This is a genomic window from Sphingomonas sp. Leaf17 (genome assembly GCF_001421505.1).
Classification (GTDB): Bacteria; Pseudomonadota; Alphaproteobacteria; order Sphingomonadales; family Sphingomonadaceae; genus Sphingomonas.
Genome location: NZ_LMKL01000006.1, coordinates 291310 through 307193 on the forward strand (window position 1 = coordinate 291310; position 15884 = coordinate 307193).

Below are 15884 nucleotides of genomic sequence, written 5' to 3' on the forward strand. Positions count from 1 at the left end.
GTGTATTGCCGGAGTGTAGCACTCCGCTGACAGTGCGCAAGCGGGCATGACGCCCCGCGATCATTACGATACCGAACCCTCTTGTGTGGCATAAATACAACATTACATCGGGGGCAACTCAGATAGGGGCGACCATGAACCTCGAAAAATTCACCGACCGCGCAAAAGGCTTTCTCCAGTCCGCGCAGACCGTCGCGATCCGCATGAACCATCAGCGGATCGCCCCCGAACATGTGCTGAAGGCGCTGCTGGAGGATGAGCAGGGGATGGCCGCCGGGCTTGTCACCGCCGCCGGTGGCGACGCCAAACGCGCGGTTGCCGAAACCGACCTTGCGCTGGCGAAGATCCCGGCCGTTTCCGGTTCGGGCGCGCAAGGCTCGCCTGGCATCGACAACGACACGGTGCGGATGCTTGACCAGGCCGAACAGATCGCAGCCAAGGCGGGTGACAGCTTCGTCACCGTCGAACGGATGCTGGTCGCGCTCGCGCTGTCGCTGAACACCGCGGCGGGCAAGGCGCTGAAGACCGCGGGCGTCACGCCCGAGGCGCTGAACACCGCGATCAACACCCTGCGCCAGGGCCGCAATGCCGACACCGCCGGGGCCGAGGACCGGTACGACGCGCTGAAGAAGTTCGCGCGCGACCTGACCCAGGCGGCTCGCGACGGCAAGCTCGATCCCGTCATCGGCCGCGACGAGGAGATCCGCCGCACGATCCAGGTGCTGGCCCGCCGGACCAAGAACAATCCCGTGCTGATCGGCGAACCCGGCGTCGGCAAGACCGCGATCGTCGAGGGGCTGGCGCTGCGCATCGCCAATGGCGACGTGCCCGACGGGTTGAAGGACAAGACGCTGATGGCGCTCGACATGGGCGCGCTGATCGCCGGGGCCAAATATCGCGGCGAGTTCGAGGAGCGGCTGAAGGGCGTCATCGACGAGGTGAAGGCGGCCGACGGCGACATCGTCCTGTTCATCGACGAGATGCACCAGCTGATCGGCGCGGGCAAATCCGAAGGCGCGATGGATGCGGGCAACCTGCTGAAGCCTGCGCTGGCGCGCGGCGAACTGCACTGCGTCGGCGCGACCACGCTGGATGAGTACCGGAAATATGTCGAGAAGGATCCCGCGCTCCAACGGCGGTTCCAGCCGGTCGTCGTCGGCGAACCGACGGTCGAGGACACGATCTCGATCCTGCGCGGGCTGAAGGAGAAATACGAACTGCATCACGGCGTGCGGATCACCGACGGCGCGATCGTCGCGGCATCGACGCTGTCGCACCGCTACATCGCCGACCGGTTCCTGCCCGACAAGGCGATCGACCTGATGGACGAGGCCGCGAGCCGGATCCGCATGGAGGTGGAGAGCAAGCCCGAGGAGATCGAGAACCTCGACCGCCGGATCATCCAGCTGAAGATCGAGCGCGAGGCGCTGAAGCGGGAAACCGATGCGGCCAGCATCGACCGGCTCGGGACGCTGGAGGGCGAACTGGCCAATCTGGAGCAGCAGTCGGCCGAACTGACCACCCGCTGGCAGGGCGAGAAGGACAAGATCAACGCCGAGGCGAAGGTCAAGGAACAGCTCGACGCCGCGCGGCTGGAGCTGGAACAGGCGCAAAGGTCGGGTGATCTGGGCCGGGCGGGCGAGCTGTCCTACGGCACCATCCCGCAGTTGCAGCGCCAGCTAGACGAGGCGGCCGGCGCGACCAGAGGCGCGATGCTGCGCGAGGAAGTGACCGCCGACGACATCGCCGGCGTCGTCAGCCGCTGGACCGGGATTCCGGTCGAGCGGATGTTGCAGGGCGAGCGCGACAAGCTGCTGCGGATGGAGGACATCATCGGCAAGCGGGTGATCGGCCAGGCAGCGGCGGTCCACGCCGTGTCGACCGCCGTCCGCCGCGCGCGCGCGGGGTTGCAGGATCCGAACCGGCCGCTGGGGTCGTTCCTGTTCCTGGGGCCGACGGGTGTCGGCAAGACAGAGCTGACCAAGGCGCTGGCCGAGTTCCTGTTCGACGATCCCGCAGCGATGGTCCGCATCGACATGAGTGAGTTCATGGAGAAGCACGCGGTCGCCCGGCTGATCGGCGCGCCTCCGGGCTATGTCGGCTATGAGGAGGGCGGTGTCCTGACCGAAGCGGTCCGTCGCCGGCCCTATCAGGTGGTGCTGTTCGACGAGGTCGAGAAGGCGCATGGCGACGTGTTCAACGTGCTGTTGCAGGTGCTGGACGACGGTCGCCTGACTGATGGCCAGGGCCGCACGGTCGATTTCAGCAACACGCTCATCATCCTGACGTCGAACCTCGGTTCGGCGTATCTTGCCGGGCTGGGCGAGGACGAGGCGGTGGAGAAGGTCGAGCCGCAAGTGATGGACGTCGTCCGCGCGCATTTCCGCCCGGAATTCCTGAACCGGCTGGACGAGATCATCCTGTTCCACCGGCTGGGTCAGGCGCACATGGCCCCGATCGTCGACATCCAGGTGGCGCGGGTCGGCACGCTGCTGGCCGATCGCAAGATCCGGCTGGACCTGACCGACGCCGCGCGCGGCTGGCTGGGCCGCGTCGGCTATGACCCGGTGTACGGCGCACGACCGCTGAAGCGCGCGGTCCAGCGCTATGTGCAGGACCCGCTGGCCGACCTGATCCTGCGCGGCGACGTGAAGGACGGCGCGACCGTGCATGTCGACGAGGGCGACGGAAAGCTGGTGATGGTCGTCGACTGACCGGTCGCCACCGACACCGGGACACAAAAAAAGGGCCGCTCCGTGATGGAGCGGCCCTTCTCTTTTAGCAGCGTCGTTCGGACTAGAAGCCGAACTTCGCGCCGGCGCGGAAGCTGCGGCCGAAGATGCCGTTGCCGCCCTGCACCGCGTTGTACAGATGGGCGCCATAGGTCACCGGATCGACGTCCGGCAGGCGGTCGAACAGGTTCAACGCGTTGACATAGAAGGTGAACTTGTCAGTGACCGCGACGCTCGCGTTCATGTCGAACGTGATGTAGCTCTTCACGCGGCAGCCGGTGTAGCCCGGTGCCTGGCCGCAATCGGCATAGGCATCACCCTGATCCATCGCCGACAGGTCATAACCCGACGTGTAGTTCACGGTACCGGTCAGAGCGACCTTGTCATACTCGAACGTGTTCGCCCAGTTGCCGCGCCAGCGGAACGTTCCGCTGCCGGCCGTCAGGTTGAAATTGCCCAGCGTGTCGACATAGGTTTCACGACGTCCACCCGGGAAGGTCGTGCTGAGCTCCAGGATAAGGCTGGCGTTCAGATTGCTGGTCCACTTGAACGCACCGATGTCGAAGTAGGTGTTCGCACCGAAATCGATACCCTCGGACTTGATTGTGTCCGAATTGATCAGCTGCGATTCGACGAAGGCGATACGCGGACGCGCGTTCGGCGTGTTGACGTCGGGTGCGTCGGCGATGACATTGTACCCGGCCGGGATGGCTGCGCCGGCATAATAGGCCGCGATGGCCGGTGCCGACGAAGGCGAGGTGATCGCGCCCGTCTTGCGGATGTTGTAATAATCGACCGTCAGCGTGACGTTGCTGAGCGGTTCGAACACCACGCCGCCGGTGAAGCTGCGCGACTTTTCAGGCTGCAGGTTCGGCGATGCCAGGGTGGTCTGGCCGATCGAATAGGCCGTCAGATAGGTCGGGCAGCCCGCCGAATTGTCCGGGCGGCAATTCGCGCCATACTGCGCCAGGAAGGCAGCCGGAATAGCCGAGATCTGCTGGGTGACGTATCCGGTCGTCGGCAGGGCGTTGGCTTCTGCAAAGCTCGGGATACGGAAACCACGCGAATAGGTACCGCGCAGGGTCAGCTGACGGAACGGCGTGAACTTGGCGCCGAACTTCGGCGAGAAGTTGCTCTGGCCACTGGAGTAGTGATCGTAACGCCCCGCTGCCGTCAGTTCGAGCTGGTCGAACACCGGTGCCTTGATTTCACCGAACGCCGAAGTGACGGTACGGTTGCCCTCGGTACCGAATGCGTTGATCGTGAAATACCGCTGGGTCGGACCGTTGATGTCCGGGTTGGCGCTGGGTGCGTTGACGGCTTCATAGAAGATCGAGCCACCAACACCGACCTGCAACGGACCGCCCGGCAGGTCGAACAGCGCCTTACCGACGGTGAACTGGGCCTGATACAAATCCGACGACGCGTCGGTGATGTTTTCCGGCGTCAGGTAGTTGTTGATCGCGGCGCTGTTCAGCGACGGGTTGACGAAGTTGTACGTACCGTCGGCGATGACGTTCAGCAGGTTCTGGATGTAGACATAGCCGTTCTGCTTGCGACGCAGGTCGGTGTGCATCGCGGTTGCGTCGACCTTGTAGTCCCAGTCGCCGAACACCGTACCACCGATGCCGAAGGCTGCCCGGTACACACGGCTGCGCGTCTCGTTCTGCGTGACGCCGGTCGGCGAACGACCGACCAGCTGCACGGTCTGGCCGGCGACGGCGAACGGGTTGTTCGGGTTGAGGGTGCCGTTGGCCGCGGTGCAGTTGACGCGGGCCGCGCAGACATAGACCGGCAGGGTCAGGATCGCCGAGCCGGGTGCGAAGTTGGCCGCGCCCGATGCGGTCGAGAACTGCGGGAACAGAATGCCGGTCGGCGCCGCACCGCGAATGGTGGCGGGGAAGCCGGTGTAGCTCGACGTGTTCTGCTGGAAATTGACCGCCAGATAGGCTTCCGAGCTATCGCCGATCTTGGCCGTGAAGCGGGCCGAGCCGCCGAAACGCTCGATGTTCGGCGAAACGACGCCGTACTGGTTGGTGAAGTCTTCCTGGCAGATGTTGCTGGTCGGCAGGGTCGCGCTGGCCGCGAGATCGGCGGCGGTCGGCGAGATCGAAGGTCCGGCCTTGCAGCCTGCGGTCGGGTTCAGGATCTGGAAACGACCGGTCGTGCCCGGGCGGATATACAGGGTGCTGCCAAGATCGAACGCGCCGATCGCACCGTTTGCGTCGCGGCCGTTCAGAATGCCGTTCGGTCCACCGATGCTGCGCTGGTCGTCGGTGCCGAATACGCCCGGCAGGTCGCGGTTGTAGACGGCTTCGCTGCGATAGAAGAATCCGCTGATATAGGCGTTGTAGCCCTTCTCATCGAGATCGCCGGTGCCGGCGGTCAGCGTCAGACGCTGGTTGGCGGCAACGCCGTCCTCCGAGATGCCGGCTTCGGCACGACCCGAAACGCCGTTGAACTTGCGCTTCGTGATGACGTTGACCACGCCGGCGATGGCATCGGCACCGTAGCTCGACGATGCACCGTCGCGCAGGATTTCGATGCGCTCGACGATGTCGTCGGGGATCGTGTTCAGGTCGACGAAGTTGCGCGAGCCATCATCCGCGAGCGGATAATAGGCGGCGCGCAGACCGTCGAACAGGACCAGCGTCGAGCTGGTCGACAGACCGCGCAACGACACGGCCGATGCACCACCAGCGAAAGCGCCGTTGGCGGTGAACGAGTTGGTCAGGGCCGCGCCGTTGTTCGACGACAGCTGCTGGATGGCGTCCTGCACGGTGTTGATGCCGCGACGGTCGAGGTTCTCGGTCGTCAGCGTGGTCACCGGCGAAACGCCCGTGTCACCGCCACGCAGGATCGAACCGGTCACGACAATGTCACCACCGTCCTGGGTTGCGGCGTCCGGTGCCGGGGTGGTCTGTGCCTGATCCGGCACGGTCGTCTGCGCGAAAGCAGGCGCAGCGAACATCGTACCCGCACCGAGCAGGGCAATCGCGCCGAGGGCGCTGCTGCCGCGCAGTGCCTTGCGCGCGAAATTCAAAGTAGTGGTCACCCGTTCTTATCCTTGCTGGCCCGATCGGCGTCCGCTCTTGACGGTCCGCACCCAGGCGTTGCCGCCCCCTCAGTCGTGACACGCACGACCCCCGAAGACATGGCGCAAAGGAATAGGCGGCGGCCGGATGCTGTAAAGCTGGCATCGACGACACGAAGACGTTTACGCTGGCCCTGTAGCGTAAATGACACAAACACTGTCCGATGCGGCACTGCAGCGCTGTTTTATAAGGCGCTGGCTACGGTATACGCCGTTTTATTTGGCAGTGCTGCTCATTGGTGCGGCAACCAGCATGGGGTCGAGTTTGGCCGTGCCCCAGCGCAGGGACCAGTGGAGGTGGGGGCCGGTGGCGCGGCCGGACATGCCAACCGCGCCGATCGGCTGGCCGGCGCGGACGTGATCGCCTGCGCCCACGTCGATTCGCGACAGGTGCAGGAACGCGCTGTTCAGGCCCATGCCATGGTCCAGCATCAGGAGATTGCCCTCCAGCGAGAACGGCGCGGATGCGGCCAGGATCACGACGCCGTCGGCGGGTGCGACGACGACGGTGCCGGTCGGCCGCGCGATGTCGGTACCCGAATGATAGCTGCCCGGTTCGCCGCGATAGACGCGCTGCGCGCCGAACTGGCCGGAGATCCGCCCGGTCACCGGCCAGCGAAATGTCTGACGCCAGCCGTCCGCGTCGGTCACGCGCGCGCGGGCAGCGACGATCTGCGCCAGTTCGGGCGGGCGCAGCCTCGCGAACACGGGATCGGGCGCGGGATATTTGGGAAGCGTGTCCAGCCGCTCGATCCGCCACGCGCGCGGGGCGACCGCGATGGTGCGGGTCAGCGCGCGGCCGTCGCGGGTGGTGACGACCAGCGTCGCCTGCGGCCCGGCATCGCGGTCGAAGCCCAGCAGGAACCGGCCATCGGCCGCCACCGGCACCGCGATCCCGTTCAGCGTCGCGGTGGAACCGGCCGGCGCGCTTGCCTGCAACAGCCCGCCCTGAATCGGCGTGCCGGTCCAGCGGACCGGCGCGTCGGCGGCCTCCTGCGCGGAGGCCAGCGGGACGCTCGTCCCGGTGACCATGCCAAGCGCGATCAGCGCCGCCGGAAGCGCGCGCATCATTTCGGCGCCAGCGCCTCGCTGGCGATCTCGGGCGTGGCGAAGGCCTCCTGCCGCGCGACGCTCCAGTAGCGGACATCCTCCAGCGGGATGCGCGCGCCCGATACCGCGCAGGCCACATGGTCGCCCGCGCTGAGCACGCGAAAGCCATTGGCCATGTAGTGCAGCCTGGCGGGACGGGCGGAGTTCGACATCAGCATGACTAGCGGTTCCGTATCTTACAGCAGCGACGGTTGTTCGGGCGTGTCGACGGGATAGGCCTTTGCCGCCGGCCGCTCAACCCGCGCGTCGACCGCGCCGTCGCGGAAGTGGAGCGTCACCGCGCCCGCCGTCCGCGCCGCGCCGCGCGTCGCCAACGTTTCCGAGGAGCCACGCGCGGTGACGCGGGCATAGCCGCGATCAAGCACCGCGTCGGGGTTCAGCGACTTCACCAGCCGCCAGGTCGCGTCCAGCTGCGCCCGCCGCGCCTCGACCAGCCGCAGCAGCGTCGCCGGGCGCAACGCCCCGCCCGACCGGTCCAGCCCCCCGCGCGCGACCGTCACCCGCCGCTCCAAGCCCCGGTCGAGCCGCTGGCCCAGATCGTCGGCGCGCTGGCGTTGTGGCCCCAGCAACTGGTCGCGCTTGGGCATCACCCGCACCAGCGCGGTCAACTGTTCGCGCCCGCGCTCGGCATAGCGGCGGGCATAGCGTTCGATGCGCTGGCCGTGCGCGGCGATCGTCAGGCGCAGGTCGGCCAGCACCGGCACCGCGATTTCGGCGGCAGCGGTCGGCGTCGGCGCGCGCAGGTCGGCGGCGTGGTCGCACAGGGTCGTATCGGTCTCATGCCCCACCGCCGAAATGATCGGAATCGAGCAGGCGGCGACCGCGCGCACGACGACCTCCTCGTTGAACGCCCACAGATCCTCGATCGAGCCACCGCCGCGCGCGACGATGACCAGATCGGGGCGCGGCACCGGGCCACCTTCGGCCAGCGCATCGAACCCGCGCACGGCGGCGGCGATCTCGGCCGCCGATCCCTCGCCCTGCACCTTCACCGGCCAGACGATGACATGGGTCGGGCAGCGATCCTCCAGCCGGTGGAGGATGTCGCGGATGACCGCACCCGTGCCCGACGTCACCACCCCGATGACGCGCGGCAGGAAGGGCAGCGGCTTTTTCGCCGATGGCGCGAACAGCCCCTCGCCCGCCAGCTTCATCTTCAGCTTTTCGAGCAGCGCCATCAGCTGGCCCGCGCCGGCCAGTTCCATCCGTTCGATGACAATCTGGTATTTCGACCGGCCGGGATAGGTGGTCAGCTTGCCGGTGGCGATCACCTCGATCCCGTCCTGCGGCACGAAAGCGAGGCGCGCGGCCTGCCCCTTCCAGATGACGCCGTCGATGACCGCCGCATCGTCCTTCAACGCCATATAGGCATGGCCCGAGGCGACGCGCTTGTAGCCCGAAATCTCGCCGCGCAGGCGGACGTGGCCGAACTCGCCCTCCACCACGCGCTTCAGCTTGAACGCCAGCTCGCCGACCGACATCGCGGCGGCGTTGTCGCCGGGCGTGTCCTCGGCTACCAGCCGCGCGGAAAGCCCGTCGGGCGCGTCATCAGAAAGGTTTGCCATGAACGTCCTGCTGCTGGGGTCGGGTGGTCGCGAACATGCGCTGGCGTGGAAGCTCGCCCAGTCGCCGACCTTACGTAAAGGCACCGATACGCTGTATGCCGCGCCGGGCAACCCCGGCATCGCCGCCCACGCGACGATCGTGCCGCTCGACGCGACGGATCACGCGGCCGTCGTCGCCTTTGCGAAGGACAAGGCCGTCGGGCTGGTCGTGATCGGCCCCGAAGCGCCGCTGGTCGACGGTCTCGCCGATTCCCTGCGCGCGGCCGGCGTGCCCGTCTTCGGTCCCGGCAAGGCAGCGGCGCAGCTGGAGGGGTCGAAGGGGTTCACCAAGGACCTGTGTACCCGCGCGAACATCCCGACCGCCGGCTATGCCCGCGTTGCCACGCTGGACGCCGCGCGGATCGCGCTCGACCTGTTCGGCGCGCCGGTGGTGGTGAAGGCGGACGGGCTGGCGGCGGGCAAGGGCGTGACCGTCGCCATGACCCGCGCCGAGGCCGATGCCGCGATCGCCGACCTGTTCGCGGAAACCGGCGCGGAAGCGGTGATCGAGGAATTTCTGGAGGGCGAGGAGGTCAGCCTGTTCGTGCTGACCGACGGCAATGCGCTGATGCCGTTCGGGTCGGCACAGGACCACAAGCGCGTCGGCGACGGCGATGTCGGCCCCAACACCGGCGGCATGGGTGCCTACAGCCCGGCCCGCGTGCTGACGCCCGCGCTGGAGGCGCAGGCGATCCGCGAGATCGTCGCGCCGACCGTGGCGGCGATGGCGATGGAGGGCATGCCCTTTTCCGGCGTCCTGTATGCCGGGCTGATGCTGACCGCGCAGGGGCCGAAGCTGATCGAGTACAACGCGCGCTTCGGTGACCCCGAATGTCAGGTGCTGATGCTGCGCTTCGCCGGCGACCTGCTCGAAACGCTGCTGGCGGTGGCCGAAGGGCGACTGGCCGACCTTGGCGGCGCGGCCTTCTATGACGATCCGGCGCTGAGCGTGGTGATGGCCGCGCGCGGCTATCCCGGCACACCGGCGGCGGGCGGCGCGATCGGCGGGATCGACGCGGCCGAGGCGACCGGTGCGATCGTGTTCCAGGCGGGTACGCGGGCGGGTGAAAACGGCATCGTGGCCAGCGGCGGCCGGGTATTGGCCGTCACCGCCACCGGCGCGACCGTCGCGCAGGCACAGGCCGCCGCCTATCGCGCGGTCGACGCGCTGGACTTCACCGACGGTTTCTGCCGCCGCGACATCGGCTGGCGCGAAGTGGCGCGCGAGCGGGGTGACGGGCAGGCGTAGGGCACGACCCTGGCCGCAGCGCGTCAGGCGGTCGGTGATGCCGTCGTAGCGCGAACCTGCGCATACAGCGCCTCGCAGCCGTCGAGCCAGCGGTCGTGGGTGAACAGGCGTTCGACGCGCGCCCTGGCGATGCGGCGGGGGATCGCCAGTGCTTCCGGGATCGCGCGGGCCAGCCCCGCCACGTCGCCGGGGTCGGCGAACCGCCCCACCTCCCCGACGACTTCGCGGGCCGCGCCCATATCGAATGCGGCGACCGGCAGGCCGCAGCTCATGGCCTCGATCGCGACGAGGCCGAAGGGTTCGTCCCAGCACGGCGTGAACAGGAACACGGACGCGCGGCCCAGTTCGGTGGCCAGCGCGGCTCCGTCCAAATGCCCGCCGTAGCGGATCGTCGGTCCCAGCAGCGGCGCGATCTCGGCGGCCCAATAGTCCGGGTCCTCGATCGTTCCGAAAACGGCCAGCGGCACGCCGGCCAGCATCGCCGCGCGGATCGCCAGATGCGTCCCCTTGTTGGGGGTAATCCGTCCGCACCACACCGCGCCGCCATCGCCCTCAGGCCGGTATGGCCAATTGGCGGGGTCGATGCCGTTGTGCAGGACCGACGCTTCGGGCGCCGCGCCGTCCGGCCACCACGCGGCCATCTGCGTCGCCGATGTCACGGTCAGCCGGTGGGCGGGGCCGGCACTCGCCTTCACGAACCAGTGCAGCGCATCGAAGGGCGGAACGTGCAGCGAGGTGACGGTGGGCACGCGCGCGGTGCGCTCGGGCGCGATGGCGATACGGCTGAGGCTGTTGTTATGGACCACGTCGAATCCGCCGGCGGCGATCCGGTCGCAGGCGGCGGCATAGCCTGTATCGACATGCGCGATCAGGGCTGCGGACCCGCGATGCTCGGCCCAGGGGAATGTGCGGTCGTAATGTTCGGCCAGCACCGGGTCGATCGTGAATCGGGGATCGCTGTCGCCGGCCGCGAACAGCACGACGTCGTGGCCGCGCTTCGTCAGACCGTCCGCCAGATACCAGCTATGCGCCTCCATCCCGCCCATGAACGGCTGGGCGATCGGCTGGCGGACATGGGCGAGCAGCGCGATCCTCACGCCGCGACGCTGGCTGTCCTGGCGGCCGCGCGCGCCTCCAGCATGCGGATGACGGTGGCGGTGTTGGCATAGGGCTGGTGGCTCTGCTGCCCGGTCAGCGCGAGGTCGTCGGCGTCTGGAAGGCGCAGGATGCGGATCGGCCGCCCCGCCGTGTCGTCGATCAGCCCCATCAGCCGGAACGCATGCAGCCAGTGGCCCATCGTCCGGTAGCCCCAGCGCGCCTCGAACAGTTCCGCGTTGCGCACCACGCTGTCGATGTGGTGGACCGGCGGCATGTGGTGCGGATGATATTGGTGATGCGCCAGACCGCCCCGGATCCACGCGATCGGGATACCGGCGGTGTCCAGCACCTTGCCGAAATCGGTATCCTCGCCGCCATAGCCGGCATAGCCCTCGTGGAAACCACCGACGCGCAGGAACGTGTCGCGCCGCATCGCGAAGTTGAGCGACCAGAAGCAGCGATAGTCGGTGCACAGTTCGATACCGTCCGCCGGCGGACCGCGCCGGTCGGAATGGCGGACCGCGACCGAATCGAAGTCCTCGCTGCGCCAGCCGCCTTTAGTCGCACCGCCGGGCAGGTACAGCACTTCACCCATCAGCAGGCCGTCAAACGAGGCCGTATGCCGCGCATAGTCGGCGACCAGGTCGGGCGCGGGGATGCAGTCCATGTCGAGGAAGACCAGCACCTCGCCCGATGCCGCGCGCGCGGCGGCGTTGCGCGCGGCGGCGAGCGGCAGGGTGTCGCCGGCGATCATCATCTGGCGGATCGGGAACGGCGCATCGGGCAAGGCGTAGGCGGTATCCTGCATCACCGCGACTATCAGTTCGACCGGCATGGCGGACTGGCGCGTCAGGCCAAGGACAAGATTGTGGAGATGGTCGGGCCGGCCCTTGGCCAGCGTCACGACGGAAACGGTCGGCATTGTCAGGCTCCGGTCAGGATAGATGGGGGGTCGGAATGGATGGGGTGTCGGTCGGCCAGAGCCGCGCGGCCAGCGCCTCCAGCCAGTCGGCTGCGTCGGCGGCGGGCGCGTCCGCGATCATCGCGCGCTGGCGGTCGGGGCGATGACGGGCCAGCGTCTCCCCGATCGCGTTGGTCCAGGCATCGGCGGACGAGGGTAGGTGCGGGCGGACGCACGCGACGCCGGCCGCCGCCAGCGCGTCGGCCTTGCGGTGCTGTTCGTCGAAATAGCGCCATTCGGGCACCGCCAGCCACGGCCGCGCCGCCGCCAGGATCTGCTGACAGGTGGTGTTGCCGGTCGAGGCGATGACCAGATCGGCGGCGGCGATATGGTCGGCGGCGGTGTCGACCCAGCCGCGATGCTCGATATTGGCCAGCTCGGTCGCGTGCCAGTCGCGCACGACCGGGCCGATCGTGATCCAGCGGGCGTCCGGGCGGCTGCGCGCGCCGACGCCGAGCGGAGCCTGACCGAAACCGCTGCCGCCGCCGCCCGCCATGACGAGGATCATCTCGGCATCCTCGGCGACGCCGATCCGCAGGCGGGCCTGCGCGCGGTCGGGCACACGCGTGTCGACGCCAAGCCCGCCGGCAAAGCAGGTGCGGGCGCGCATGGCGGCGTCCCAGTCGGGCTGGGCCAGATCGGCGTGGAAGGCGGCGAGCAGCCCGGCCGCCCCGTCATAGGCGGCGCGGTGGCCGGCATCGCTGCGGTCGCCATGCTGCAGCACCTTGACGTGGGGCACGCTGCAGATGCGGGACAGTTGCGCGATCTCGGCGGACACGTCGCAGATCATCAGCGCAGGGTCGGCGCTGTCGAACCAGGTCGCGATCGTCGCCATTGCATGACGGATGCCCGGCCAGCCGAGCGGCGCGCAGTGCAGCGTCGCCGGCGTCGGCACCCAGTCCATGCCGGCCGCCTCGCCGCCCGTCGCCTCGAACAGCGACGGGATGCGGATGATGGTGGCGTGCGCGGGCAGCGGCGGGAAGATGTCGTCGGCTGCACAGAAGATCGTCAGCGGCCGGTCGGTGGGCAAGGCGTGCGCGATCGCAGCGCAGCGTTCGGCATGGCCGCGTCCCTGATGATGGACGAAATAGCCGAACGGCCGCCTCATGCCGCCACCTGCGCCGCATCCGGCATCGACATGAAGCGCGCCAGCCCCTCGATCACGCCCGCCGCGTGGAGCCGCGTCGCGCGGTACAGTCCGGCGCGGGGAGCAAGATCGGCCAGCTCGTCGCCGGCATTGGCAACGACGATCGCAAAGCCGCATGCCGCCAGCATGTCGGCGTCGTTGCCGCTGTCGCCCGCCGCGATGCAGTCGGCCAGCGTCAAGCCCGTGCGCGCCGCATAGGCCGCCACCGCCGCCGCCTTGCCCGCCGCCGGGGCCAGCACGTCGATCAGCCGCCCGTGGGAGAACACGACCCGCGCCGACAGATCCGCCGCCGCCAGCGCCGTGCGGATCGCCGTGGCGTCGGCGGCGGTGCCGAAGAAGCTCAGTTTGTGCGGGCCGGCGGTCGATTCCGGCTGCGGTGCGATGCCCAGCGGGGCCAGCGTACGGCGCACCGCCGGCAGATTCCAGTCCGCGTCCAGGGCGTCGGCATAGGCCGCCCATTCCTGCCAGCCCCCGGCGGCGTCGGCGATCATGATCCGGGTGCCGACATCGACGATCCAGCCATCGGGGTCGGGCAGATGCCACTGCGCCAGCACGCGACGCGCTTCGTCGAACGACCGGCCGGTCGCGACGACGAACGGCAGGTCGCTGGCCCGCCGCCACCGGGCAAAGGCGCGGGCGGCATCGGCGCAACCGGTCAGCGTGTTGTCGATGTCGCTGGCCAGCAACGCAGGCCGGCGTGACAGCCCGGCATAGACCGCAACCGATCCCGCAGCATAGGCCGCCCAGTCATACCGCCCGACGCCCGCCAGCGCCGCCGCCCGGTACCGTGCGTGCGTCGCCGGATCGCTGATGATCGCCAGACAGGCATCGGCGATCGCGGCGTCGTCGCGCGGATCGACCAGCAGGCCGTGGCCGATGGTGGCCACGATCTCCGCCGGGCCGCCAGCCCGGGTCGCGACCACCGGCACGCCCATCGCCGCGGCCTCGATCAGGGTCAGGCCGAACGGCTCGTGCAGCGCGGGGTTGACGAACACCCCGCCCCGGCTGGCGCGGGCGTACAGCGCGGTCACGTCGGCCGCGTCATGCGCGGACGGCAGGGCGACCCGCCCGCACAGCGCCGGCGTGGCGCACAGGCCGAACAACGCGTCGCGCACCACCCGCTCCTCGTCCGAGGGTTGCCCGTCGTGCTGGCCGGCCAGGATCACGAGGTTGGCGGCATCGCGCAACAGGGCATTGCCGGCATAGGCACGGACCAGCGCGGCCAGGTTCTTCTTGGCGACCGGCCGGGCGATGGCAAGGATGATCGGCCGGTCGGGCGCGTCGAACCAGTCGTCCAGCCCGTCCGCCAGCGTCGTCGCGCCGGGCGCACCAGCCCGCCGCGGCACGCCGGGCGGCAGGCGGTGGATCCGGCCGTCGACGGATACGCCGTACGCCGCCACCTGCCGCTCCCCCTCGTCGCGGGTCGAAACGATCAGCGCATCGGCCTGCGCGATGGCGGCGCGTTCGTCGGCGATCCGCGCTTCGAGTGCGGCTGTATCGCCTGCCCCCGACCCACGCTTGTCGATCGCCAGCGCGTGGGGGGTGTAGACGACCGGAATCCCGAACCGCCGCCGCGCCGCCATCGCCACCGCCGCCGCATCGGCGAAATGGGCGTGGATCACGTCCGGCAGGTCCGGCAGCCGCGACAGGTGCGCGCAGAACGCCTCGGTGAACGCCGGCAGATCGGCGGCCAGCCGTTCCTTTTCGAGATAGGCGGTGTTGGCGGTGGCGATCCGGTCGATCGTCACGCGATCGGTCACGCGCTCCTGCGCCTGCGCGTGGATCGCCGGCAGATGTGCGCCCCGGAACGCGCGGGTGACGATCGACACGCGCATCACCCCCGGCGACGCGGCCTGGGCGATGGCCGCGTCCAGGACATAGGCGATATGGCCCCCGGTATCCGCGGTAAAGCCGAACGCGATCGGCGGCGCTTTCAGGCAGCCCGCCAGAGCCAGATGCAGGATGAACAAGATCGTGCCGTATCCGGCTGGAAAAGCGGCGACAACACGAGTCGTACTGATCCGTGATAGTCTGGATCGCACCAGCGGGAGCCGGTGCCGTCCGGCCACGCGATGGTTCTGCGATATTTGGTGCGGCGGCGCGCGTTCCGGCCTAGTGTCCGGTTCGCTTACAAAGAGGCTCAGTCACGATGAACACCCCCGGCGCCGGCCCCGTCACGACGCTACACCTGATCCTGATCGCGATCCTCGCGGTACTGACGATCGCCATGATCGCGCGCGGCGTCATCCTGAAACGCCGCCGTGCCGAAGCGCAGGCCGTGCAGGACGAGGCGATCGAAAGCCAGACGGCCTCCGCCCCGGCTCCCGCGATCTCACCGCCCCCGGCGACCGAGGCGGAGGCGGTCGCGCCGCCGCCGCCGCCGCCCCCACCGCCAGCGTCTCCTCCGGCACCCGTACCGGCCGAACCGGTGGCGTCGCCCGAACCCGCGCCCGAACCCGCGCCGCGTGACGAGCCGCCCGCCCACGCCACGCTGGCCGACGAACCCGTCGCCGCGGTCGCGCCGTTCGACCCAAGCCCCGCTCCGCTCGTGCCGGAACCGGTCACACCCGACCCGGTGCCGGTCGCGGATATCGCGCCGGTCGCAGCCCCCGCCCCGACGCCACCCGCGCCCGTTGCCGATCCGGGCGACTGGCCGGTGACGACGCTGAAAGGTCTGGGGCCAAAGGTCGCGGCGATGCTGGGGCAGCACGGCGTGACCACCATCGCCGACATGGCCGCGCTGGACACGCCGAGCGCGCAGGCCATCGACGCACAGCTTGGCGCGTTCACCGGCCGCATGGGCCGCGACCGCTGGATCGATCAGGCACAGTTGCTGGCGGCCGGCGACATCAAGGGGTTCGAGGCCGCGTTCGGCAAGTTGTGATTGGC

General features: G+C 69.0%; 11 protein-coding genes. 3 read left to right on the forward strand and 8 right to left on the reverse strand.

The features are described 5' to 3' along the window. The first annotated feature begins 134 nt into the window (after nucleotides 1–134). Nucleotides 135–2714 carry an ATP-dependent chaperone ClpB gene (clpB, locus tag ASE75_RS10420; RefSeq protein ID WP_055932990.1) on the forward strand — a complete coding sequence of 860 codons (2580 nt, stop codon included), beginning with the start codon at nucleotides 135–137 and terminating at the stop codon, nucleotides 2712–2714. A gap of 82 nt (nucleotides 2715–2796) precedes the next feature. On the opposite strand, the gene ASE75_RS10425 is transcribed toward clpB, so the two are convergent. The 4 genes from ASE75_RS10425 to xseA form a co-directional block, all read right to left on the reverse strand. Continuing rightward, a complete protein-coding gene (locus ASE75_RS10425; RefSeq protein ID WP_082463929.1) occupies nucleotides 2797–5703 on the reverse strand; it encodes a TonB-dependent receptor domain-containing protein in 2907 nt (968 codons plus the stop codon). A 339-nt stretch (nucleotides 5704–6042) separates the two neighbouring features. Next, nucleotides 6043–6897 carry a peptidoglycan DD-metalloendopeptidase family protein gene (locus tag ASE75_RS10430; RefSeq protein ID WP_443025329.1) on the reverse strand — a complete coding sequence of 285 codons (855 nt, stop codon included), beginning with the start codon at nucleotides 6895–6897 and terminating at the stop codon, nucleotides 6043–6045. After that, nucleotides 6894–7094 (reverse strand): DUF2093 domain-containing protein, encoded by a 201-nt coding sequence (locus ASE75_RS10435; protein ID WP_055932996.1) that lies wholly within the window; start codon nucleotides 7092–7094, stop codon nucleotides 6894–6896. Before ASE75_RS10435 ends, ASE75_RS10430 begins: the two co-directional genes overlap by 4 nt. 18 nt (nucleotides 7095–7112) lie before the next feature. Next, nucleotides 7113–8501, reverse strand: a complete 1389-nt coding sequence (xseA, locus tag ASE75_RS10440; protein WP_082463911.1) for an exodeoxyribonuclease VII large subunit — start codon at nucleotides 8499–8501, stop codon at nucleotides 7113–7115. Here xseA and purD point away from each other — a divergent pair. Beyond that, entirely contained in the window at nucleotides 8500–9789 is a 1290-nt protein-coding gene (gene purD, locus ASE75_RS10445) for a phosphoribosylamine--glycine ligase (protein ID WP_055932998.1), read from the forward strand. The two genes, xseA and purD, sit on opposite strands and share 2 nt — an antisense overlap. 23 nt (nucleotides 9790–9812) lie before the next feature. Here the strand turns inward: purD and ASE75_RS10450 are convergent, their stop codons facing one another. The 4 genes from ASE75_RS10450 to ASE75_RS10465 are packed head-to-tail and all read right to left on the reverse strand — an operon-like array spanning nucleotide 9813 to nucleotide 14965. Continuing rightward, nucleotides 9813–10886, reverse strand: a complete 1074-nt coding sequence (locus ASE75_RS10450) for a glycosyltransferase (RefSeq protein ID WP_055933001.1) — start codon at nucleotides 10884–10886, stop codon at nucleotides 9813–9815. Next, the gene (locus ASE75_RS10455) at nucleotides 10883–11809 is read right to left on the reverse strand and encodes a galactosyltransferase-related protein (RefSeq protein WP_055933004.1); all 927 of its coding nucleotides are present in this window, start codon (nucleotides 11807–11809) and stop codon (nucleotides 10883–10885) included. Before ASE75_RS10455 ends, ASE75_RS10450 begins: the two co-directional genes overlap by 4 nt. Nucleotides 11810–11822: 13 nt before the next feature. After that, entirely contained in the window at nucleotides 11823–12956 is a 1134-nt protein-coding gene (locus ASE75_RS10460) for a glycosyltransferase (RefSeq protein WP_055933007.1), read from the reverse strand. Then, nucleotides 12953–14965, reverse strand: coding sequence for an HAD-IIB family hydrolase (locus ASE75_RS10465; RefSeq protein WP_055933010.1), 2013 nt, complete (start codon nucleotides 14963–14965; stop codon nucleotides 12953–12955). The genes ASE75_RS10460 and ASE75_RS10465 overlap by 4 nt, the downstream gene beginning before the upstream one ends. Before the next feature lie 179 nt (nucleotides 14966–15144). Between ASE75_RS10465 and ASE75_RS10470 the strand changes: the two genes are divergently transcribed. Then, nucleotides 15145–15879: a hypothetical protein gene (locus ASE75_RS10470; RefSeq protein ID WP_055933013.1), complete on the forward strand. Its 735-nt coding sequence runs from the start codon at nucleotides 15145–15147 to the stop codon at nucleotides 15877–15879. The last annotated feature ends 5 nt before the right edge of the window (nucleotides 15880–15884 follow it).